This is a genomic window from Haloferax sp. Atlit-6N (assembly GCF_003383195.1).
Taxonomy (GTDB): Archaea; Halobacteriota; Halobacteria; order Halobacteriales; family Haloferacaceae; genus Haloferax; species Haloferax gibbonsii.
The window spans coordinates 517,123-540,437 of record NZ_QEQJ01000002.1 but is presented as its reverse complement, the minus strand read 5'-3'; the positions used below and the strand labels follow the sequence as shown (position 1 = coordinate 540,437).

At 65.7% G+C, this 23,315-nt stretch carries 16 protein-coding genes; 8 read left to right on the top strand and 8 right to left on the bottom strand.

The features are described from left to right. The first annotated feature begins 22 nt into the window (after window positions 1-22). On the top strand, window positions 23-1,168 hold the full coding sequence (locus DEQ92_RS11975) for a heme exporter protein CcmD (RefSeq protein ID WP_115820829.1): 1,146 nt from the start codon (window positions 23-25) through the stop codon (window positions 1,166-1,168). Window positions 1,169-1,570: 402 nt separating this feature from the next. Here the strand turns inward: DEQ92_RS11975 and DEQ92_RS23205 are convergent, their stop codons facing one another. The 4 genes from DEQ92_RS23205 to DEQ92_RS11960 all read right to left on the bottom strand — a co-directional run bounded on the left by DEQ92_RS23205 (window position 1,571) and on the right by DEQ92_RS11960 (window position 9,907). Further along, a complete protein-coding gene (locus DEQ92_RS23205; RefSeq protein ID WP_147299489.1) occupies window positions 1,571-2,005 on the bottom strand; it encodes a hypothetical protein in 435 nt (144 codons plus the stop codon). A 247-nt stretch (window positions 2,006-2,252) separates the two neighbouring features. Then, on the bottom strand, window positions 2,253-3,530 hold the full coding sequence (locus DEQ92_RS11970; RefSeq protein WP_233516854.1) for a PGF-pre-PGF domain-containing protein: 1,278 nt from the start codon (window positions 3,528-3,530) through the stop codon (window positions 2,253-2,255). Window positions 3,531-3,533: 3 nt separating this feature from the next. Next, window positions 3,534-4,658: a dockerin type I domain-containing protein gene (locus DEQ92_RS11965; protein ID WP_233516853.1), complete on the bottom strand. Its 1,125-nt coding sequence runs from the start codon at window positions 4,656-4,658 to the stop codon at window positions 3,534-3,536. Between the two features lie 86 nt (window positions 4,659-4,744). After that, on the bottom strand, window positions 4,745-9,907 hold the full coding sequence (locus DEQ92_RS11960; RefSeq protein WP_233516852.1) for a CARDB domain-containing protein: 5,163 nt from the start codon (window positions 9,905-9,907) through the stop codon (window positions 4,745-4,747). Between the two features lie 618 nt (window positions 9,908-10,525). Here DEQ92_RS11960 and DEQ92_RS11955 point away from each other — a divergent pair. Beyond that, window positions 10,526-11,011, top strand: coding sequence for a hypothetical protein (locus tag DEQ92_RS11955; protein ID WP_231608278.1), 486 nt, complete (start codon window positions 10,526-10,528; stop codon window positions 11,009-11,011). A 106-nt stretch (window positions 11,012-11,117) separates the two neighbouring features. Next, window positions 11,118-12,143, top strand: coding sequence for a DUF1616 domain-containing protein (locus DEQ92_RS11950; RefSeq protein ID WP_115820825.1), 1,026 nt, complete (start codon window positions 11,118-11,120; stop codon window positions 12,141-12,143). A gap of 9 nt (window positions 12,144-12,152) precedes the next feature. Here the strand turns inward: DEQ92_RS11950 and DEQ92_RS11945 are convergent, their stop codons facing one another. Then, window positions 12,153-14,357 (bottom strand): S8 family serine peptidase, encoded by a 2,205-nt coding sequence (locus tag DEQ92_RS11945; RefSeq protein WP_115820824.1) that lies wholly within the window; start codon window positions 14,355-14,357, stop codon window positions 12,153-12,155. Between the two features lie 242 nt (window positions 14,358-14,599). On the opposite strand from DEQ92_RS11945, the gene DEQ92_RS11940 reads away from it, so the two are divergent. The 4 genes from DEQ92_RS11940 (at window position 14,600) to DEQ92_RS11925 (ending at window position 17,853) form a co-directional block, all read left to right on the top strand. Next, the gene (locus DEQ92_RS11940; RefSeq protein ID WP_115820823.1) at window positions 14,600-15,448 is read left to right on the top strand and encodes a hypothetical protein; all 849 of its coding nucleotides are present in this window, start codon (window positions 14,600-14,602) and stop codon (window positions 15,446-15,448) included. A 119-nt stretch (window positions 15,449-15,567) separates the two neighbouring features. Next, complete coding sequence (locus tag DEQ92_RS11935; protein WP_004042058.1) at window positions 15,568-15,843, top strand: hypothetical protein; 276 nt, start codon at window positions 15,568-15,570, stop codon at window positions 15,841-15,843. After that, on the top strand, window positions 15,844-16,749 hold the full coding sequence (locus DEQ92_RS11930) for a DUF4350 domain-containing protein (protein ID WP_004975699.1): 906 nt from the start codon (window positions 15,844-15,846) through the stop codon (window positions 16,747-16,749). 114 nt (window positions 16,750-16,863) lie between these two features. Then, window positions 16,864-17,853, top strand: coding sequence for a MoxR family ATPase (locus DEQ92_RS11925; protein ID WP_115820822.1), 990 nt, complete (start codon window positions 16,864-16,866; stop codon window positions 17,851-17,853). Window positions 17,854-17,863: 10 nt separating this feature from the next. Here the strand turns inward: DEQ92_RS11925 and DEQ92_RS11920 are convergent, their stop codons facing one another. From DEQ92_RS11920 to DEQ92_RS11910, 3 genes are read right to left on the bottom strand one after another with little or no spacing between them, the layout of a single operon-like run. Further along, window positions 17,864-18,874, bottom strand: a complete 1,011-nt coding sequence (locus tag DEQ92_RS11920) for a hypothetical protein (RefSeq protein ID WP_115820821.1) — start codon at window positions 18,872-18,874, stop codon at window positions 17,864-17,866. Next, complete coding sequence (locus tag DEQ92_RS11915) at window positions 18,871-19,371, bottom strand: hypothetical protein (RefSeq protein ID WP_004975696.1); 501 nt, start codon at window positions 19,369-19,371, stop codon at window positions 18,871-18,873. Before DEQ92_RS11915 ends, DEQ92_RS11920 begins: the two co-directional genes overlap by 4 nt. Window positions 19,372-19,389: 18 nt before the next feature. Next, the gene (locus DEQ92_RS11910) at window positions 19,390-20,814 is read right to left on the bottom strand and encodes a DUF58 domain-containing protein (RefSeq protein ID WP_115820820.1); all 1,425 of its coding nucleotides are present in this window, start codon (window positions 20,812-20,814) and stop codon (window positions 19,390-19,392) included. A gap of 259 nt (window positions 20,815-21,073) precedes the next feature. On the opposite strand from DEQ92_RS11910, the gene DEQ92_RS11905 reads away from it, so the two are divergent. After that, window positions 21,074-23,263, top strand: coding sequence for a DUF4129 domain-containing protein (locus tag DEQ92_RS11905; RefSeq protein ID WP_115820819.1), 2,190 nt, complete (start codon window positions 21,074-21,076; stop codon window positions 23,261-23,263). Window positions 23,264-23,315 lie beyond the last annotated feature (52 nt).

Sequence of the window (23,315 nt, the reverse complement as noted above, 5' to 3'; positions counted from 1 at the left end):
CGACGACTGTAGAGGCTGGCACATGCACTCGTCTCGTGCCCTCCTCTTGGCGCTCGTGTTGGTGTGTTCGGCGGTCGCCCCGTTGACGGCGGCACAGAGCGCCGACTACGACGTCGACATCGACGGCGACCTCGATATCCCCGACCGAACGATTTCGACCCAGTGGGGAGACCAGACCATCGAAGCCATCGGCAGCGCGTCGGAAGACGGCTACCTCTCCGTTTCGACCGACGGGCCGTCCGGTGATTCGTACTCCATCCGTGTCGTCGACAGTCAGCAACGGTTCTACGACAACAAACCCATCGACGGCGGCGGCTCCGCCTCGGAGACGTTCTCGCTCGATGGATACAGTCCCGGTACGTACGCAGTCGCGCTCACGAACGGAACTGAGACTGTCTACGCGGTCGAACCGTTCGTCATCAACGGGTTCGACGTCGAGCAGACCGCGACAGACCGCGTCGAGGTGGACGACGAACTCCTCGTGGAAGTGAACCTCTCCAAAGTCAGCAACGACGTCGAATCGCCGCCGGCCGGCGTCGAGGTCGTTCTCGGGAACGAGTCGACATCTGTCCGCACGACCGCGACCCAACAGACGGGGTTGAACTACACGGCGACGGTCGATGTCGCGTCGCTCTCGACTGGCGACTATCGGCTCTATTCGGCCACCCAGACCGGCGACGAAGTGTTCGGTGAACCCGAACTCGTCGCGGTGAGCGGAACCCAGTCTGTGAGCGTCGTTGAGGAAGGGTCGCTCCAAGACTCGGACTCGACGGACGGGCCCGACCAGACGACGACCACGGAGACGACCGAGACCACAACGTCGACCCCAACCAACGAGTCCACCACAGCCAATACGACCGCGGGAGCCTCCGGAGGGAGTTCGGCGGAGACGACTGACGCGCCGACGCCCACGAGCGATGCGGATGACGAGAATGACGCGGACGATGCGGACGACGCGGACGATGCCGTCCAGTCGTCTTCGACGGCGGGGTCCACCGATTCGACCGGAACGGAGACCTCGATGCAGACCGCAGAGCCTTCGACGACGATGCAACCGACGACCGAAACCACGACTGAGACCGCCGTTCCCCTCTGGGGCTCGGTCGGAATTGCGCTGGTCTGCATCGTCAGCCTCGTCGGTGTCAGTCTTCTCCGTCGCCGCTCGTAATCGAGACGGCCGACTGTTCTCCTCGCGTATTTCTCTATTCGACGGACTGGCCCGTAGTGGTCGCGGGCCGCGTCGCGTCCCATCGCACGCGGAGCGAATCGTGCCTCTCACACGGCCCGGTGGATGGACGAGAACTCCGATTCGGTCGCTGTTTCAGTATAACGAGTCAGCGTCAGGACCCACGCCAAGCGTACCACAACCGTAGCTGACACCCTGCGTTAGGTTCTGTCGGAGCCCGAGAATTTGAATTTGATACGTACGGCGTGACACAGACGGAGGATAAGTTCATCATGTCCTCAACATTCTACGGTCAATTTGTCAGAACTGGCTCATCGGATTGAATGATCTCATCTTCGATGAATTTAGCCCAGAAGCGTTCCCACGAGATTACTTACAATTGCTTCAACAATCATTCGAGGAGAAAAACGAAACACGAGGTTCGTCAGTACGATCAATAACTGCCAAAACCTCATGACATCCTTTGTCTTGTTCATCAAGTGTGAGAGAACTCCACGATGTTTGAGCGTCAAGTCTTACGTGAATTGCGAACGTTGCAGAACCTTCTGGCCACTCGTCCTTGATGACTCTGCTGTCAACCTTCGTGATATCTGTCTGCTGATTTGCCGCTTGTTTCAATTCAAATGAAGACCAATACACGATCTCGTCATTACGCTCAATAAGTAAGTGAGCTGTATGTTGTTCCGGCCGTTGATTGAAAATCTCCACCTGACTGAGGCTGGTACTTGATTGTTCGAAGAAAGAAGTGCACCCGGCAAGACTCGTAGTGAGAGCTGCACCACCCAGTTGGAGGACTTTTCTCCGAGGGACACCTTGCATCATCTCAGAACACTAACAAAGCCTTCAAAAACGTTCTGTTCACACATTGGGTTGAGAAATTTCACACGCGGTTGCTTATTCGATAACCTGAATTACAATTCAACCTTGCAAGACTTGCGCCCTGTATTCACCACGGACGCAACAAACTAGCAGTACGGATTTCAACAACGCCGTGCGTGCTCTCTGTTTCGGAAGCGAGTCGTCCGCACAGGTCGAGCGAAAAAAGAACCGAGAACGGTGACGCGAGTTATTCGCGTCGCACCGCGATGAGCGCGATTGCGACGAGCGCAATCAGCGCGGCGGTGACGCCGAAGCCGGGAATGACCGAATCAGTCGTCGTCGGCTCTCCGGTCGTCGTCTCGTCGTCGAAGCCGGAGGTTCCGTCGTCCGTTGTGGTGTCGTCACCATCGTCGTCCGTTGTGGTGTCGTCACCACCGTCGTCTGCCGTCGTCGTCACGGCCTGCGTCGACGTCACGGCGAAGTACGAGAAGCCGGGCGTATCGACTTCCAGTACGACCCGTCCGTCGCCCTCGCTCACGACGCGCGTGTCGAGGGTCTCCCACTCACCGCTTTCGTCGTTGTAGCGTTCAACTGCGAGGTCCTGCGCCGTGATACCGAGTTCGTCGAGCCGGTCTTGTCTCACGCTCAGCGTGATAGTCGACGCTGAATCGCGGAGAGACCCTGGAACATCGATTTGGACGAAGCTGAGAGCAGGGCTCGACGGCTGACCAACTGTTTCTGGAAGACTCGCGCGTTCACGGATGACCACTTCACCAATTGCTTGGCTTCCAAACGCTATATCAACGTTCGTTACCATTGAGCCGTCCGGGAGCGATGCGCTGATCTGTGAATCGTAGAAGAGCCAGACACTATCGTAGGTTCCACGGTCTGGAGCGCTTCCACCATCGCTGCTGTCACCACCGCCACCACCACTCGACGGTGCTTCGGTAGTTGGCGTCGATGGAGTTGGCGTCGATGGAGTTGGCGTCGATGGAGTTGGCGTCGATGGAGTTGGCGTCGGCGTGCTACCGTCGACGTTGTTCACGTCAACGGTCGTCGTGTCGCCGCTGTGCGACAGGAGGTTCCCTCTCGTGTCCGTGATCGATTCGACGGTGACGTCGATGGACGCGGAGGTATCGCTCCCGACGGACTGGGCAGTCACCGTCAGGTCGGCCAGCGAGATGTTCCCGGTCGACCCGGAGGTCTCGCCCGTATACCCGACGACGGTGAGTTTTCCGTTGCCCTGGTCAGTCGTCTCAACGTTGAACCGGGAGTTCCCGCTGACCGAGACGTCGACCAGGCTGTCGTCGTAGCTGATGTTCAGTTCGTACGACCCGATGCCGTCCGCGTCTTCGACGTTGTACGCAGTAAGCGTCGCCGTCGAGTCCGCGGTGCTTTCGTCGAGAGACGCAACGGTATCGACGGAGACCGTCTTGGCAGTCGCGGCACCGACGCCGCCGACGCCGACTGCACTGACGAGCATGGCGGCGCACATCGCTACTGCGAGTAGCTGTTTCGTGTTCATGAGTTATGCACCTCCGATGGTGTAGTCGGCATCGCGGTTGTTCTCGCTGTACTGCTGGACGAGCATCGCGTCAATCCCGTTCACCTGACCGTCGCCGTTGACGTCACCGTAGGCGGCGTCAGATCCGCTCGAGGCGGCCTGTGCGATTGTGGACGCGTCGTCCTCGTCGACGTTGTCGTCGAGGTCCGCGTTCCCGAGCTCATAGCCTTCGAACTCGACGGTGACTTGCGTCCCGACGTCAGTCTCGTTGAGGCGGACCCGTGTCTCACCGTCGACCGTCGTCTGGTCGACGAGGTTCGCGTCCGTCGTCGCGACGCCGTTCCCGCGGAGCGGCTTGTCGACCGGCGGCGCGATATCGTAGACGACCGTGCCGTCGGTCTTCGAGATGGTCACCGACACCGTCGTGTTGACGGGCGTCTCCGCGTTCCCGTCCGATTCCGAGGTCGAGTTACCGACGGGTGTCGGTTCCTCGCCGACGTACGCGACCGGCTGGATGCTGTTGTCGCCGTCGACGAAGGTGACAGACGCCGTCTCGGAGATACCGACTCCGACGGTGAACTCAGGGGCGTTCGGAAGGCTCGCACTGACGGTGTGGTCGCCTTCGAGCACCCGCTCGCTGACCGAGGCAGCCTGGTTCAGTCCGTCGATGACGACGGCAGCGCCACTCACGGCGTTTTCGTCGTTGTCGATGACGCTTGCGTTGACCGTCCCGACGCCGCTCACGACGAGCTGTTCGGTCGTCCGAACGTTGTTGTTCTGCTCGTTGTACATCGAGCGTACGTCAGCGGTCAGCGACGTCGTCCCCGCCGACGAGACGGTCACGTTGAAGTGGTAGGTCCGGGACTCGCGGGGCGGCACCTCTTCGCCCGTGATAAACAGGGCATCTCCGGTGCTGATAGTACTTCCCCTGACGTCTGCATCCCGTAGATCAGTCGTGTCGTTCACATAGACTGCGTCTTCGGCACCGTCCGGTAATGCGACCGGGCTGCTAATCGGAACCTCCACAATCGGGCTGGGGAGTGTGGTATCGTTGTTGTTCGTAACCGTTACTGCAATCGTCTGGTTGCCGTTCGTGCTGAGGTCGTCCGGCGCGTCGATTTCGACGCTGAACGGGTCCGCAGCGGACACAACACCCGGACCGACACCGAACGATATCGATGCCACGACCAGGAGGGCAGCCAGTGTCATTGAGAGTTTTCGTGTCATCGTTCTCCTCAGTTGGTGTCCTCGTACTCTTGTTCGTTGACGAGCTGTTCGGACTCGGCACCGACAACGACTCGATTCGAGTGCGCGATTGTCAGGTTGATAGAACCGGTCTGACGAAGCGTTTCGAGTTCGTCAGTGGTGAAGGTCACCGTCGCGGTCGGTGTGTTACTGTCGACGCTGACCGTTTTCGTGACGGTCGAGTTGATTTCGACCGTCACCGTCTGCGCACCAGCGTTCCGCTGGTCCGCTGTGGTGAGGGCGTCGATCGCGACGCCGGTCGCACGCGTGTTACCGAAGGAGCCGCCCTGCTGGTAGATACCAACGAGGTAGCTGACACCGTCGGACACGGTTCCGTTGCTCACCGTGTAGCCTTCCGCGGCGTTCAACGCGATGATCGCGTTGCCCGTCGCGCGGGCCTTCTCACCGGTGTTGCTCCAGTACGGCGAGTTCCGGTACCCAGCCCAGGAACCGTCTTCCTGCTGGTTCGCCACGAGCCACTGGACACCGTTGTCGAGGGCCATCGACACGTTACCCGAACTCAGCTCGCTGTTGACCTGCTTCCGGAGGGTGTCGCTGTCGTTGACCGCTGCGAGCGCCTGCACCGCGTAGGCGGTTGCCTGCGCTTCTTCCGAACTGTCTTCCCAGCTTCCGTCGCTGTTCTGCTGTTCGATGAGGTAGACCGCGGCGTCGACGCTGAACTCGTCTGCGGCCGTCTGTGCGGTCGCGTTGAGGTCGTCGCGAGCGCGGTCGATTGCGACCGTCGTGTAGGCGGTCGCGGAGGTTGTGTCACGGAGGAAGTACCCGCTCGGGCGGACCTCGCCGTCGTTTCGCTGCTTGTCTGCCAGCCAGAGCACCGCACCGCTCTGGTTGATGTTCTTGAGGCTGGCGTCCACGTCCGTGCGGTTGCTCTGCACCACGTCGTCGGAGACAGCGCTCGCGCCCTGCAGGGCGTAGATGGTGTAGAACAGGTCACCGCGCGGGTTGTTGCCGTACATACTCCACGCGCCGTTGTCGTGCTGGGAGATATTGAAGTACGTACCGGGCGTGGGCTCGTCGGCGAGCTTGCTGATACCCGCGCTGATCGTGCTGTTCGCACGGTCGCGGTCGTAGTTGCTCGGGATGTCGCCATCGCGGTAGTACTGGTCGGTCCGGAGCGCGGACATCATCTGGGTCGTCGTCTGTTCGACACACCAGTAGGGGTAGGAGAACAGGTATTCGAGACCCTGTAGCGTCCGTCCGTCTGTCCCGGACTGCACAGTCACGTTGAGGCTGTGCTCGTAGGTCGTCGCGTTCGAGATGTTGAGTGCGAGCGACTTCGTACCCGCTGTAGTTGTGGATGTCGCGTTCGTCGTCGTGTAGCGAACCTTCGGCACCGTGACGTTGGTCGTTGCGGACGCCGTGTCGCTCTGGCCGAACGCTTCGACGGTGACATCTAGCTGCGCGTCGTCGATGTCGGCGGTCGTGTTGCCGCGGACCTTCCACGCAACCGAACCGCCTTTTGCCGACGACCGGACCTGCTTCTCAGCGCTCTGTCCATCTGCGAGAGTGAGCCCCACGGGAAGCTCGACCGTTGCGTTGACGTCCGACGGGTAGTTCGCGTTGAACTCCGCGAGGACAGTGACAGTCGAGTTGTTCACGACCGTCGAGGGCACCGAGACGTCCTCGTCATCGATGCTCAGCTTGTACGGCTTCACTCTGACGTCCTTCGTCGACTCGTTGTTATCGAATGGGACACCGTCGGAGACGCTCGCGGTCACGACTTTGTCGCCACCCGTCGCGAAGCTGTGGGTGACGCGCGTCGTGTTCGGCTGTTGGACGCCGAGGTTCGCGATGGTGATGTTCTCGGTTGTCCCGTCGTCGTAGTCGACGGTCACGTTGAACTCACCGGTCGGTGCGGTACCGTTGTTCTTCGTGAACACGACGAGCGTCGCCTTCTGGCTCTGGAGCACCGTGCTCTGTCCCTGGATGCGGACTGCCGGGTCGGCGTAGACCACACGCGTGGAGTTGACGACCTGGTTGTTCGTCTCGTCCGTCTCGGGAATCTCGTTCGCCGGATCGACCGTCGCGGTCACCCGCGCGTTACCCTGTGCGAGGGTTCCGAGGAGTTCTTCGCTGGCGAACTCCGTCAGGTCGTAGGTGAGCGTCGTCTCGTTGTTCGGCGCGTCGGTGCTGTCGGAGAGGTTGCCGGTGTACTTCGTGTACGTCTCCGTGGCACCGTTGGCGGCCTCGACAGTCAGGTTGACCGTCGCGTTCGAGACGTTGACGAGTCCGTCGTTCGAGACGGTCACGGAGGCGTTCACGCCGTCGTTGAACCGCTGTCGCTGTTCGACGTCGAGTTCGGGCGAGAGGTCAGCACCCTCCGCGAGGCGGAAGGTGAGGTTCGCACCGCTCGTGTCGACCGTGAGGTTCTGCCAGTACGTCCGGTTGACGAACCGGTCGTTCTCGGGCGGCGTGACGCGGACTTCCATGTCGCCGCGGACCTCGATGCCGGTCTCGTCGCCTTCACCGGCCGGGAAGAGTCCCTCGGCGTTGGACTTGTACGCGACACCCGAGCGGGTGCCGTCGTTGTTGTGGTGGACCGCAATCGTCGCGTTCTCCACAGGGTCACCGTCTTGGTCGACGACGGTGACGTTCAGCAGACCCGCTTCGGGGAGCGTCGTGTTCCCGACGTTCAGAACCCGCTCGGTTCCTTTCGTCGTGTGGAGCGAGTAGATGTCGGGCGACCCGTCGCGCGGGTGGTCGCCGCTCCAACCGCTCGCTTCGTCCTGCACGTACGCGATCGTCTGTGAGGTTCCGTTGACGACCGGCACGAGGAACCGACCGTTCTCGTCGGTGAACGCCTGTCCGACGGACCACGACTCGTTGCCGGGGTTCGTGCGGCTCGTGTAGACGAGGTCGTCCACGGCGGCGCTCCCGTCGGGCATCTTGACGTAGCCCTTCGCGAGCGGACCGCCGGTGACGCGCGCGTTGACCTCGTTGTTCGTCTCGCTCGCCTCGGCGATTTCGTCAGCCGGGTCCGCGACGACGCGAACGGAGTAGTTCCGCGCGTCCACGCGTGCGAGCGTCGTGTTGATAGCGACCGACTCGCCCGCAGCGAGGTCGACCGACTGACTGGTGAGTTCTTCCCAGTCCCCACCGCCGTCGGCTTTCGCTTCGACGATCACGTCGACGCCCGTCGCCTCGACGTTACCGCGGTTTTCGACCGTCGCGTTGACGGGCACGATACCTTTCGTCACGTTCGTTTCGACCGAGAGCGTCGGCGTGATGTCCGGTGCTTTCACGGTGACCGTCTCGGGCGAGAGGTCGCCGATGCGGACCGTGTGCTCGCCGAGGGCGAGGTCGGTGACGGTGAACGAGACCGTCTTCGATTCGCCGCCGTCGAGGGTCACGGCCTTCGTCTGCGTGATTTCGTCGTCGACCGAGAGCGTCGCGGTGAACGTGTCCGACACGTCGCCGGTGTTCGTGACCGTCGCGCTCACGTTGACCGCGTCCTCGAGTCCGATTTCGGTCGCGTTGACCTGCAGGTTCGAGTAGTCGAGGTTCGCCGGCTTGTCGACAGTCACGGTCTGGGCGGGAAGCCCGTCGATCGCGATCTGGTACGTGCCGGGACCGAGGTCCCTCTCGAAGGTGACCGTCGTGGACTCGTCGGGCGCGAGCGTCCCGTTCATCCACTCGACGGTCTGTCCGTCGATGACGAGCGACGCGTTGTACTCGCCAGCGCCGGTGCCGTTGTTGCGAATGTCGGCACTCACGACCGTCGTCTCACCCGGTGAAATCTGACTCGGGACCGTGAGGTTCGAGTAGACGATATCCGGAACGCCGCTGACCTCGATGGCCGTCGGCGTCGCGTCGTTGACCGTCACATCGTACGTGCCCGGCGTGTCGAAGCTCAGTTCGAACTGCTCAACGACGGTCTCGCCTTCGTTGACGAACACCGTCTTCGACTCGACGGTCTGGCCGTCACGCTTGAGGTCGACCGTGAAGTTCCCACCGAAGTAGTCGGTGTTCTCGATGGTCGCGTTGACCGTCACCGTCTCGTCCGTCGTCACCGACGTCGACGAGACGTTGTAGTCGGTGAGTTCGATTTCTGGCGTGATGACGTACAGGTCGACGCTCGACGAGATGTACGCGGTTCCGTTAGACGGGTCTTTCGTGGCCGTCGCGGTTCCCGACTCGACGGGCGTGAACGTCACCTGACCGTTCGAATCGGTCGTGAACGTCTTGCCGTTGTAGGTCACGTTCGCACCAGCGACGCGGTCGCCGGTGTCTGCCCGAGTCACGTTGAGCGTGACGCTGTCGCCCTGCTGGATTTCGACCGCGCTCGGCTCGATGTTGAGCTGGACGCCGTCGACGAGTTCGACGCTCGCTTTGTTGCTCAGCGTCGCCGTCCCGTTCTGTGCGGTCGCGAAGTGAATGACCGAGTACTCGCCGGGCGTGAAGTTCTCCGTCGTGCGGAGCGTGACCGTTTCCTGCGGTCCGCCGACGGTCCCGTTGATACTCGTGTAGATGACCGTGTCGTCGGTCTGGGTCACGCTGTCTTCACCGGCTAACCGCGAGAGCAGCGAGACGATGTTCGTGTTCCCGTTGTATCGGCTCGCGGGAAGCGTGCTCCCGGCGAAGTTCGTTCCGGGCTTCACGTCGGTCGCCCCTTCGATTCGGTCGATGGACGACTGAATCTCCTCGATTTCGCTCCCGTTGAGCTGAATCGTCTGCTGTTGGTCGCCGAGGACCGTCTCGTTCAGCAGAATCGTCGTGTGCGAAACCTCGTCCGATTCCAGATTCGACGCGTCGACGTCGACGTCAACGTCGTTGCCGACCGCGGCAACCTCCGGCGGCGTCACCGTCGACCGACCGTCCTGGACGAGGAAGTGGTCGAAGCCGACGACCGTCACGTTCCCGTCCGCGGTGAGGTTACCGGGCGACGAGCCCTGCACCAGTCCCGGGTCGGTGCTGTTCTCGACGAGAACCGTCGCGAAGATGTACTGCCCGGATTCGTCGGGGGTGAATTTGAAGTTCTGCTCTCCGTTCCCCCCCGTGAACTCGCGAACGATTTCCGCGTTTGTGTCCTTACTCGTGGTGAGCAGTTTGCCGATATCGCTGATACCACTCGGTTGCTTCGCGCCCTCCTTCAGGCGGACAGCGACCAGTTGGACTTTCTCCCCGTCGACCACGCTGCTCTTTCCGGCTTTCCCCGGATTGAAGGTCGCGGTGATCTCCGTCTTGTTGAAGACGTAGATTCGATTCTTGTCCAGGCTTGTTTCCTGGTCGCCCGTATCGACGAAAATGTTCGTGTTCCGTATTGTATGGCTGATGTACGGGACGTCGTCGAGTGTGACAAACTCACTCGACGCTGCTGGATTATTTGGCCGAAGTGTCAGCAGCGAATACTGCCACACGGAGACGTTCTCTCCGGCGTCTATTTTCAACTCGTCACTCACCGCGGGTGTCGTTGCTCCGTCGATCGGAGCGGAACCCCCTCCGCTGAGTGAGGCCGATGCGTCTGCTGAGGCGAGGGTGCTCGCGCTAACGGGCCCTACCACCATCGATAGAACCACAACCCCCGTCAGAACCAAACTCAAGAGTTTAGTCCTGTTGCTGGTCGTAGGCCTCATGGTATGTTCATCTGATAGGAGCGATAAAATACTTCTGTATCACCCATGGATTTATTCAGAATCATAGTCCTGAATAATACCGTCCGGCTGTATTGACACTCATTCAAACCGACAACAGTCAGACCGTTTCGGAGCCGTGGTCAGATTAAAGAAGGCGGGTAGTCTTGTGAGTAGCATATGCGAAGGCGCCGGTTCCTTACTGCGTTCTCTGCGATGGTCGTCGGAACTGCCGGCTGTGCACAGGAGTCCGAGACGGAGGCGTCGACCCAGTCGACGACGACGCTCCCGACGAAGACGCCCTCCCCGTTCGTCGAGCAGGCGGACGAGTTTCGGTCGTTCCTCCAACAAGAGGAGATCTCCATCGTCGAACTCCTCCCGCAACCGCCGGCGAACGCAGTGGAACTCACGTACGTCTCGAACGAAGACCAGTACGAGGAAGTCGGCGGGGAAATCGGCACGATCGCCGGCGGCTTCTTCAATCGGGTCGCAAACGGCTGGGAGGCCGAGCGCCTGAACGCAATCGTCATGGACAGCCCCGAGTCTCGCTTCGGAACGTGGCACGCGAAGTCGTCGTGGTTCGCCGACTACCAAGACGGTGAGATCTCTGCGAACGAACTCTCGCTCAAAGTGCTGGACACACTCTCGCGCGCGGAAGACGCGTAGTAACTGGTTCTGGCGGGTTCGTCTCACGCCTGGATCGCCGAGGTCGCGGACACGGCAGTCGGTGAGACCGACCGCTTTTAGTGGATCCTTGTCACACCCATAGCCGATGCCCTCCGATACGGACTGGCGATCTCTCGTCCCGCGCTCGGTTCGCACCGCTCCCGCGGATCTGCTCGCGGTCGTGGTGGCGGTCGTCCTCACCTGCGGTGCGGTCACCGTCCCCGGCGTCCGCGACACCCCGCTTCGGGTCGTGCTCGGCCTCCCGTTCGTGCTTTTCGTCCCCGGCTACGCGGTTATCGCCGCGCTGTTCCCGGAGTCGGGACCGTCGGTCGCCGCGAACGGAGACGCCGACACGGGTGACTGGACGGGAATCGACGGTATCGAGCGGGTTGCGCTCTCGTTCGGGACGAGCATCGCCCTCGTCTCGGCGCTCGGACTGCTCCTCAACTTCACGCCGTGGGGACTTCGACTCGTTCCGGTTGTCGTCTCCATCGGACTCCTCACGGTCGCGGCCGTGGTCGTCGCGTCGCGTCGTCGGGCGGCCCTCCCCGAGAGCGAACGGTTCGGCGTCACGGTCCGGTCCAGTCTTCCCGACGGCCAGGCCCTCTTCTCGTCCGATTCGCGGACTGACGCGGCGTTCGCCGTCGTATTGATACTCTGCCTCGCGGTCGCCGTCGGAGTGGGCGGATACGTGGTCGCCGCCCCCGGTTCCGGGGAGTCGTTCTCCGAGGTGTACGTGCTGACGGAGAACCAGTCTGGGCAACTCACCGCGGAGGACTACCCGACGGAACTCACTGCGGGGGAGCCGACGCCGTTCACGATTGCCGTGGGTAACCACGAGGGGACGCAAACCGACTACGTCGTCGTCTCGCAACTCCAGCGCGTTCGGGTCGCCAACAACACCACGACGGTCCTCGAACGCGAGTCACTCACGCGGTATCGACCGTCGGTCGAAGCCGACTCGACGTGGCGGACCGAGCACGCGGTCACGCCGCCGATGACCGGCGACCGGCTCCGACTCACCTACCTCCTGTACGAGGGAACGGCACCCGCGGAGCCGACGGCTGAAAACGCCTATCAGTCGGTCCACCTCTGGGTGAACGTGACCGATCCGAGTTCCGAATCGTCCTGACCGACTCCGCTAGTTTTCTCGGATTTTTGCGAACAGCGCCTGCACGTCCACGACGTTGACGCGACCGTTTCCGGAGAAGTCGAACGCCTCCGGAGTACCTTCGACCGCTTCGGCGTTGCGGTTGGCGAACAGCGCCTGCGCGTCCGCGAGCGTCACGTTTCCGTCTCCGTTGACGTCCTCGTAGCGCCCGTCGCCGTCGGGGTCGGTCGGCGGCGCTGTTTCGGTCGTCACGGAGGGGGGTAGCTCGGCCGTTTCGTTGACCGCGCTCCGCGTGTCGAGCATTCCCGCGCCGACGGTCGGCGCTGTCTGCGGGAGCGGTCGCGCCGTCGACTGGAGTACCCGCGTCACGTCGGCGCGAGTCGCGTTCGGGTTCGCGTCGAGAAGGAGCGCGACCGTGCCGCTCACGTGCGGGGCCGCCATCGACGTCCCGTCGCGCGTGACGTACGGTTCGGCCTCGTCGGTCTGTGACGTCGAGTACGCGGACGTGACGTTCTCACCGGGGGCGATGAGGTCGATGCCGGGTCGCCGGTCAGCCCCGAACCCGACCGGGCCGCGGCTCGAAAACGAGGTCACGTCGGACGCTGTCTGCCGTGACGCACCGACGGTAATCGCCCCCGCCGAAGCGCCGGGGGTCGCCACGGAGCGATTCCCGAGCAACCCGGCGTTGCCGGCCGAGATAACCGCGACCGTGTCCGTCGTCGTCACGAGCGAGTCGACGTACCGAGAGAACTGGTCGCTCCCGTTCGACGGGTAGTACGCCGTCGTTCGGTACCGATACGACACCGACTCGGGGTGGTCGTTCTCGACGTCGAGCGACCAGTTCCCGGGGGTTTCGATTGCGGTCCCGTTCCGGGGTGTGAATCTCTGGTACGCGATTTGTGCCGGCACGCGCCCGTCGGCGAACCACCACCCCGCGTCGGCGCCTCTGAGCGGGGTTTCGCCCGCGGGGTCTCGAAGCGTCACCGAGAGGTTCCGCATGACCTCGGCGCGTCGCTCGTCGCTCTGTATCTGCTCGCCGCCGACCCGCGTCGGTTCGACGAGCACGTAGACGTACGCCGGTTTGAACCCGTCGTACTTCGCGTTGGTCTGGTACACGCCGGAGCCGTTCGCGTAGAGTTCGATGTCCGCGGTTCCGGTCTCGTTCGGCTGGACCCCCCGTTCCCCGCGGTACTCGAGCGGGAACGGACTAGCACCGAGACTCGCGGAGACCACGTCCGCGTGGTTCTCGGCGCTCCACTCCATCGCCGCCATCACGTCCGACATACTGCCCTGTCCGTCGGCGTTGAGGGCGCGCGCGCCGAACAGTTGCGCTCCGGGTGCGACACCGACTGCTTTCTTGGCGTCCGCCCGCCCGGCGACCGTCCCCGCGACGTGCGTGCCGTGGCCCCACGGGTCGAACGGCTCCGACGAGTCGCCGACGAAGTCCTGCCACCGAACGACCTGCCCGCGGAGCGCCGGGTGGCTGTCGTCGATGCCGCTGTCGATGACGCTGACGTTCGCGCCCGAACCGGTGATTCCGCGCGCCTGTACGTCGTCGGCACCGACCGATTTAACGCTCCACGACTCGGTTCCGCTCGTCGCGCGCTGAACGCTGTCCGGTCGGACCGTCTCGCCGTACGCGGACAGCGAGTCCAGATACGCGGCGACGCTCGGCGCGACCGACCCCGTCGCGTAAATCGGCCTGTCGTAGTGAATCGCGGACACGTTCGGCATCCCGCCGAGCGTCCGCACGACAGCGGGCGTCGCCTCGACGGCGAGCGCGTTTCGAGTCCAGAACGGTTTCACGTCCGCAACGGTCCCGTTCGCCCGCCGCGCGTCGAGGAATTCGCGCACGTCGGACTGCGTCCGGTTGGTCGTCGCTCTGATTTGTGCGCGCGCCGTCGTGTCGTTGCGACCGCCCCCGTCGCGTGACTCGCGCGACTGGTCGTCGAAGACGAGGATTACCGGGACGAGTTCGTCCGACTCCGCGCGCGATAGTCGGTACGCCGCGACGCCAGAGAGAACGTCGCTCCCGGTCGTTCCGTTGTCGGATGCGGTCGTGTTATTCGCGGGGTCGGTGACGGTCGCCGCGGTCGTACTGCGTTCGGGTCCTCCTGAGTCGACGTCAGTTGTGGGGAGCGTCGCTTCCGAAACCGGCGCGAGCGCCGCGCTCAGGAGGAGACAGAAAACGATGCCGACGACGACGGCCCGTGTCCCTCGTTGTGTTCGAATCATCTCTTCGAGAGTCGTCTGGGTGGGAACACGGCTGTGACGGCGAGCATCTTACTCGATAGGTAGTGTTCATCCCGGCTACAAGCCTAAAACATCCATCGGTCGTACCGACTCGTCGACCGACTAGTGTAACAGGCATATTCACATTACACTACGTGCCGACGGCTGCACCCCAGCGTCCCGCTCACCGCCGGTCCCGGAACAGAAAAGTAGTCCGACTCTCAACACGTCGATACCGAATTCGAATGTCGACTCGACAGGCTCTCGTCGTCCCGCTCGGACTGCTTGTGCTCGTCAGCTCCAGCCTCGCCGTCGCCCCCGTGGGGGTGGCGGCAGCGCAGGACGACGTTTCGGTCGTCGTGACGCCGGCGTCCCAAGAGACGGACGTCGGGTCGACGACGACCTACGACCTCGTGGTCCGCGGCCTCGACGGCGGCGGGGTTGGCGCGGTCGACGTGACCGTCCGCGTCAACGGTTCGATTGCGTCCGTCGCTAACGCGTCGTTCGTTCCCGACCCCGGCCTGAACGAGGTCACGTACGACGACGGGCGTTCGCGAGTTCGCCTCTACGGCGCGCTCATCGACACGTCGCAGTCGGGGTCCGTCACTATTGCGACCGTCACCGTCGAAGGCAGCGCGAACGGGACGTCCCCAATCGGCGTGAACGTGACCGACGTCGGGAGCGAAGCGGGTGTCAGCTACCGAATCGACGCCGTCGAGAACGGGAGTCTCGCCGTCGGCGAGGTGAGTTCGAACGCCACGACGACCGCGGACGCAGATACGGCCGATGACAGTTCGTCGTCGCAAGACGGCGGCGGCGGTTCCGATGCCGACTCGGACGCTACTGGTGGCGAGTTGACCGTCTCGGCGATGGGTGGTTCCGGGACGGACGCGAACAACACGAGTTCGCCCGCGACGTCGTCGTCATCGACGGCGAGCGCAACGACGGACGGACAGGCCGAGACCGCACGAGCCACCACCGAGCGCTCGACGGACTCGACTGAGACGGCCGTTCCCGGCCCGTCGATACTCCTCACCGCCTGCTCGCTCCTCGCCGCCGTGCTGTGTTTCTGGGTGAGAACCCGCTCCGATTGACTGGCGAGCGCGGTGTCGCTCGCGACGCGCGTCACCGACGGTCGCACCTCACACCGCCCGCGTCCTGACCGGGCCCCACAAGCGATAGTTTAGTTATCCCGCCCCGTCCACGACCGTACATGGCAACGGCACGACGCGAGCGGTTCATCCGCGCCCAGCTCGCCTGGATGCTCGGCGCGACCCTCGTCTTGGTCCTCCTCGACTCGCTTTCGTACGAGCTGGTCTTCGTCGTGTCTCTCATCGGTTTCCTCGTCGTCGTCGAACTCACCGCGCCGGTCGCGGTGACGCCCGCGTGGCGGCGACGGCTCCTGTGGCTCATCGGCGGCGGCCTCGTCGCCTTCGGCTACATCGTGGTCAGACGCATCCTCGACATCCTCCCGCCGGGGGTGTTCTGAGTGCGCGTCGGCTCCCGCGAGGTCGGCTACCCGCATCTCTTGGCCGCGGCGCTCCTCGTCACGATGCTCCTCGGCGTCGGCGTCGGCGCGAGCACCTCGTCGTCCACCTACGGCGCGTTCAACGCCGCGTGGGACGGCGGCTCCGGCATCCGCGGGGTCGCATCGGACGCGGGTGCCGAGACCGAAGTCGTCTACAACACCACCGAGTACGGCGAGGTCGACCCCGCGGGAACCGTCGCGTTCGTCATCTCGCCGGAGCGGGGCTACACCGACGCCGAGGCCGACCGCATCGAGGCGTTCGTCCGGGCCGGCGGGACCGTCGTCGTCGCCGACGACTTCAGGCCCCACGGCAACGACCTGCTCGGCCGACTGGGCGCGTCGGCGCGCATCAATCAGACGCCGCTCCGCGACGACCGCCACCAGTACAAATCCGGCGCGCTCCCGGTGGCGACGCGCGTCGCCGCGGACCCGCTGACCCGCGACGTGACGCAACTCACGCTGAACCACCCGGCGACGGTGACCGAAAACGAAAGCACCGTCCTCGTCCGCTCGTCGAACTTCTCGTATCTCGACCGCGACGACGACGGCGAACTCGACGAGAGCGAGACGCTCCGTTCGCACCCCGTCGTGACCACGGAGCGCCTCGGCGCGGGCGACGTGGTCGTCGTGAGCGACCCGAGCGTCTTCATCAACGCGATGCTCGAACGGCCGGACAACCGGGCGTTCGCCGAGGCGCTCGTCGCCGACCGGCCGACCGTCGTGTTGGACTTCTCGCACGCTGAGGAGCGCCCGCCGCTGCAGGTCGCGCTCCGGGCGCTCCGGGGCTCCGGCGGACTCCAACTCCTGTTCGGCGGCTTCGTCGTCGGCGCGGTCGCGCTCGTCGCCCGCCGCGGCCGGCGCTCGTAGTCTGTCGCCGCGACCGCGGTCGTCCGGCGCTGTCGGCCTACTCGTCTGGCCCGCTCGCTCGCTGGGGCACCGAGACCGCAGTTATATGTGGTCGCCGTCCTGAGTGTCTCGTATATGAGTGCTCCCGAAGAGGTCTACGAGGCCATCCTGGACGAGACGTCGCAACTCCTCGTCGGGAACGAAGACGCGATAGAGGCGCTCACCATCGCGTTGCTGACGAACGGTCACGTCCTCCTCGAAGGGGTTCCTGGCGTGGCCAAGACGACCATCGCCAACCTGTTCGCCCACGCCGCGAACCTCGACTACCAGCGGATTCAGATGACGCCCGACGTGCTACCGGCGGACATCACGGGCACCCACATCTACCGCGAGAACCTCGGCGAGTTCGAACTCCAGCGGGGGCCGGTCTTCTCGAACGTCGTCCTCGCCGACGAGATAAACCGGGCGACGCCGAAGACGCAGTCCGCGCTCCTCGAAGCGATGGAAGAGGGACAGGTGACCATCGAGGGCGAGACGCTCAAACTTCCCTATCCGTTCATGGTCGTCGCCACGCAGAACCCCATCGAGTACGAGGGGACGTTCAACCTCCCGGAGGCCCAGCGCGACCGCTTCCAGTTCAAGGTCGTCGTCGAAATCCCGGAGCGGGCCGACGAGCGGGAGATTCTCGAACGCTTCGACCGCTCGCCGTCGCTCAAGCCCTCGGACATCTCGAACGTCATCGACGACGCCGACATCGGGGAGGCCCGACAGGTCGTCACGGACGTGCACGTCGACGACAAGGTGTTCGACTACATCCTCGACCTCGTCGGCGCGACGCGGACGCACGCCGCGGTCGACTTCGGCGCGTCGCCCCGCGCGTCGCTTGCGTTCCTCCGGGCCGGCAAGGCCGCCGCGGCGATTCGCGGCCGCGACTACGTGATTCCGGACGACGTGAAGCGGCTCGCGTCCATCATCATGTCGCACCGCCTCGTCCTCGGGACCGAGGCGGACATCAGCGGACGCGACCCGCGGGAGGTCGTCGAGGAGGTCGTCGACACCGTTCCGACGCCCGAAGTCGACCTCAACGAGTCGGCGACGCCCTCCGTCGCCGGCGACGACGACTGAGGACGGTCGGCTACCGCTCGTCGGCTTCTGTTTCTGTTTCCGCTTCTGCTTCTTCGCTCTCACCCTCGACCTCCGACGCCGCGCCCGCGGACGACTCGATTTCCTCGTCGTCTTCAACGTCCCACCGGCAGGTGACGGCGAAGTCCATCTCCTCGCCGGCGGCGACCTCGGCGACGACCGGCGCGCCGAGGCCGCGGGCGACGGCGACGGCGACGAACGACGCGACGGGCGTGTCGAACGTCTCGGCCGATCCGAACCGGCAGTCCTCCACGCGGACCGTCAGGCGACCGTCGTCGGCGTCAGCCTCGGCGGTCGCGGTCTCGGCGAGTTCGAACAGTTCCACGAGGGCGTCGGTCGCCTGTCGGGCGAGCGTCTCGGGGTCGCCGCCGAGCGGGCCGTCGAGGCTCCGCTCGAACTCGTCGAACAGGCCGCCGCCGCTGGGGTTGAACGCGACGCCGCGCGCCAGTTCGTCGTCGCTGACGACGAAGGTGTCGCGGAGCGCCTCGGCGTCGGGAAGCGCGTAGCCGCGGTGCTCCGGGACGAACAGCCGAACGGCGTCGCGGTCGGCGTCGGGGACGTAGACCATCGTGTCCTGCAGGCCGAGTTCGTCGACGACGGCGGCGTGGTTGCTCGCGTGCGCGCCGAACACGGACGAGCCGATGCCGACGGGGATGAACCGCTCGGGGCTGAGATACCGCGTCACCGCGGCGGCGAACAGCCCGATAGCGCCGAGGACGACGAGCGTCTCCCGGACGGGCGGAAAGACCGCACCGCCGAGGAGGCCGGCGACGCCCAGCGCGGCCAGCGCGGTCGCGGTCTGTCGGTACCGACCCCTTCGAAGCGCCTCGTAGCGCTGTCTGAGTCGGGCGTTCTCGCGCCGGAGGTCGGCGACTTCGGCGCGGTCTGGGGTCGCCTCGTCGGTGTCGCCCCGGCCGGCGTCGCCGTCGCCTCGGCTCGCGGCCGAAACGACGGCGCGGGTCTCGCCGTTTGCCAACTCACGGTCGGGCCGGCCCGCGCTCATCGCTCCGCCCCCGCGTCCGGCGCGCTCACGAGGCCGAGCGCGACGCGCTCGTAGCGGTGAAGCCCGTAGGCGACCGCCGCCGCGAGGACGACGGCGACCAGCGCGGCCTGCCACGCCCACCGGAACGACGTCCAGAGCGCCCACGCCACCCCGAGCGCGAGGACGTACCCCGCCGCCAGCCGAGCGAGTCGCGACCGGTTCGGCGGCCACGCGCACGCCGCGCTCGCGAGGAGCGGGAACGCCGCGAGCTGCGCGCCACCGAGCGCGACGAGGCTCGCGTCTCCGAAGAGCGAGACGGCGGTCAGTTGGGCGACGACGAACGCGAGCGGTCCCGTCGTCGCCGCCGCGACGGCGAGGACGAGGACGCCGGCGGCGACGCCCCACAGCCCGCTCGTCAGCCCCGCCACGAGCGTGACACAGAGGACGCCGACCACGTCCATCGGGGTGAGTTCGTTCGCGTCCAACACGGTTCGAATCGTCCGTTCGCTCTGGTTCACAGGTGTCTCCATCGATGTTCACTCCGCTGTGGTGGCGCGGTCCGCAGCCAGGTTCATCGCGCTCTTCGGGGCGACTTCGTAGGCGGTGACGTTCGGGAGCCGTTCGAGGCGCTTTCGGAACTCCTCGAAGGCGACGACCCCGGCGGTGTCGCCCGCGCCCCCGGCGGCGTCGTCGAAGAACGTCGTCGGCGTGAGGAAGACGCTCGTCTGGCTGCTCCGCTTGGACGCGACGACGACCGCCTCGTAGGTCTCGACTCTCGCCGAGTCGTCGGTGATGAGCACGAGGTGGTCCTGCCGGTCGGACCGCGAGCACGCGGACTTCACCGCGTCGAAAATCGGTCGGTCGCTGACCCGCGAGACGTAGCTCTCGCCGTCGCTGAGGTACGGGCGGAGCGTCGACGCGAACGCCGAGTCGTCGCCGTCGAGGAGGCGACTCCGCTTGCGGGCGTCTTCGGGGGCGACCGGCCGAGACGTGCCGACCGGACGACGCGAACGCCGAGTCGGCTCTATCGAGAGCAGCCGCCGCCGAATCGTCTGGTAGGCGTTCGAGGACGACGAGGGGCCGAACTCCCACGTCGTCCCGGCGTCGCCGACGAACTGCGCCGAGACGGGGTCGCCGTGGGAGTCGGCGGCGTCGATGAGGCCGAGCGCGACCTCGCGAGCGTACGAGAGCATCGTTCGCCCGGTCGGACCGCGGTTCATGTTCGAACCGCAGTCGACCACGAGCGACAGCAGGTAGTCGGACTCGGACTCGAACTCGCGGATGTACGGGTGGTCCATGCGCGCGGTGGTCTTCCAGTCGATCTGCGACAGCGTGTCGCCGGGGAGGTACTGCCGCGTCTCGTGGGGGACGAGCCCCGGCCCGGTCTGGTCGCTGGAGTGGTCGCCGAAGGACGCGCCGACCAGTTCGCCGCCGCGACCGACGTGGATGCCGTCGGGGGCCGGCGATTCGACCAGACAGCGGGCGTCGGCGTCGAGCGTCAGCGTCTCGGTGAAGAAGCCGGCGTGGTCCTCGATGTCGACTTCGACCTCGTCGAACGCGATTCGCCCGGCGACGGGGAACTCGATACTGCACGTGACCGACCCGGCGGTCTCGCCGGGGTCGAACGCGACCGTCCGGCGCGCGCGCTCCGGCGCGTTCACGCTCGGCGGCGCGACGAGTTCGACCTCGACTGGCGCGTCGACGGCCTCGGACAGCGACGCCGTCAGCGTCACCGCGGCGCGGTCGTCGACGTACACCGACGTCGGCTCGACCGAGACGCTCGCCGAGAGGTCGCGGTCGACCGAGCGCATCGTCCCGACGGCGTCGACCTGCGCGACGACGAGCCACGCGGCGAGACCGCAGGCTGCGAAAAGCGGCGTCGGCTCGTCGAGGACGACCGCGTAGACGGCGAGGAAGCAGGCGACGCCTGCGAGCGCGGCCCACCGACGGGTCGGAAGCATCGTGGGTTCGATTCGTGCCGCCCAAGTTGAATGTTTGTGTTGGCGCGCGCGACGGTCGGCCGCGCGGACCCCGCCGACCCGCGGCGTGCTCGGTGCGTCGGTCAGGCGTTAAACCCTCCGTTAACACGGCGCAGTCTGCGACTCCCGGGGCTCCTGCTCCCGCCGGGAGTCAGCCGAATGCCAAAACCCATTATGTCCCCCCGTCTGGCTACGGATAGTGCGTGGTGAATCGGGCCGCCCGGTGCGGTTGCTCTGGACGATGTTGGTCGTCGGCTGTCTCGTCGCGACAGCGCCGGTAGCGGCGGTCTCTGTGGGAGCGGTCGCCGACGCGTCCGCCGCGAGCGCGGACGCGCCGGCGTCTCTCGGGGGAGCCGACCGAGTCTCGGCGCTCGGGCCGGCCCCGGGTCCGCTGCAGCAGACCGCGAACGCGACGAACAACAGCACCGGCGTCATCCACGAGAACCCCGACGAGGTCGACGATGAGAACGAACTCGACCGATTGCTGTCGTACCTCTCGGGCGAACTCAACGGCGACATCGGCGCGAGCACCCTGCGGCTCAGTCAGGGCGAGTACGCCGCCGCGAAGGCGGCGCTCGTCGACGACTACGACGACTCGCTCGGCAAGTACGTCGACGTCGAGGGCGAGGTCGGCGGCGACGGCGCGGGCGAGGAGTACCGGACCGTCAGCGAGACCCAGTGGGGGTACGTCGACACCGTCAGCGAGTTCCGCGAGACGCGCCGCGAGTACGAGGCGGCGAGGCGGGCCGGAAACGACGAACGAGCCCGCGAGCTCGCCCGTAACCTGACGCGCCTCGCCGAGAACGGCGAGGCGCAGTCTGACCGGCTGTTGGCGGCGTTCGACGTCATCTCGAACCAGACGGACGGCGACTTAGCCGAGAGCAGCGCCCAACTCGCGGCGGTGCAGGCGAACATCTCCGAACAGCGCGACGAAATCGTCTCCCGCGAGTTCGTCGCCACTCGCCTCGCCGTCGGCGACTACGACCGGAACATCTCCTTTACCGACCCGCTCGTGCTCTCCGGGTCGCTCGTCACCGACAACGGCACGCCGGTCGAGACGGGGAGCGCCCGCTTCGCGGTCGGCGGGCAGACGGTCCAGTCGGCGGTCGACCCCGACGGCTCGTTCGAACTGACCTACCGGCCGACGCGGATTCCGGTCAGCACCGAGTCGCTGACGGTCCGCTACCTCCCGGACGACGCGTCGATGTATCAGGCGACAGAGCGGGTCGTTCCCGTCGCCGTCTCGCGGGTGAACGCGACCGCGAGGCTGTCCGAGCCGTCCGCGTCGGCCTACGGCTACGCCGACGCCGTCTCGGTTCGCGCGACGGTCCGGGTGAACGGGACGCCGGTGTCGAACTACCCGGTCTCGGCGAGCTTCGCCGGGTCGTCGGCGACCGCGCCGGCGACGAACGCGAGCGGCGCGTCGGCCGTCTCGGCGACCGTCCCCGCGACCGCGACGGGAACGGCGTCGATTCGCGTCGCCCCCGGCGGCGACGGCAGGGCGGTCACGTTCGCCCCGGCGACGGTCGCGGTCCCGCTCGAAACCGAGGGAACGGCGCTCGGCGTGACCGCCCGCGAGACCGCGAACGAGACGGTCGTCGTCGACGGCCGACTCGAAACCGACGAGGGCGAGGCCGTGAGCGGCCAGTCGGTCGCGGTCAGCGTCGACGGGCGCGAGGTCGCCGCGGCGACGACCGGCGCGTCGGGCGCGTACCGGGCCGCGGTCGACCTCCCGAGCGATGCGAGCGTCGAGAACGCGACCGTCTCGGTCGCCTTCGACGGCGAGGGGACGAACCTCGAACCGTCCGACGCGACGGCGAGCATCCGGCTCTCGAACGCCCCCGACGGGGACGGGGCCGGAAACGGCGCGTCCGGCGGGCTCCCGTTCGACCCGCTCGACCTCGCGTGGGTCGTCGCCGGGACCGCGGTCGTCGGCCTCGTCGCCGCCGTGCTCCTTCGCCGGAACGACGCCGACGACGCCGACGACGCCGCGGCGGCGACGGTCGCCGAGTCGGCCGCGACAGAGAGCAACGAACCGGCCGAGCCGGAGCCGGCGGTGACCGAGGCTTCGGCGCTGGATTCGGCGGCCAACGCGCTCGACGAGGGCCGACCCAACGACGCGGTCGTCGTGGCCTACGCGGGCGTCCGCCGGGCGCTCGGGGCCGCCGCCGGCATCGACGACGCCGCGACCCACTGGGAGTTCTGCGACCGGTGTGTCGACGCCGGCGTTGCGCCCGCGGAGGCGCTCGAATCGCTCACCGCGGGCTACGAGCGCGCGGCCTACAGCGGACTCTCGGTGAGCGACGCGGACGCCGCCGAGCTGGTCGAGACGGCCCGCTCTGTCGTCGCCCCGGACGAGACCGGCGTGCCCGAGTCGTCCGATTCGGGCGACGCTGCGGACGCGTCGGAGCCGGTCGGCCCGGTCGAGTAGTGCGGCGGCGACCCCCGACGGCTGACAAATGATTTTTGTGCTCGTGTTTCCC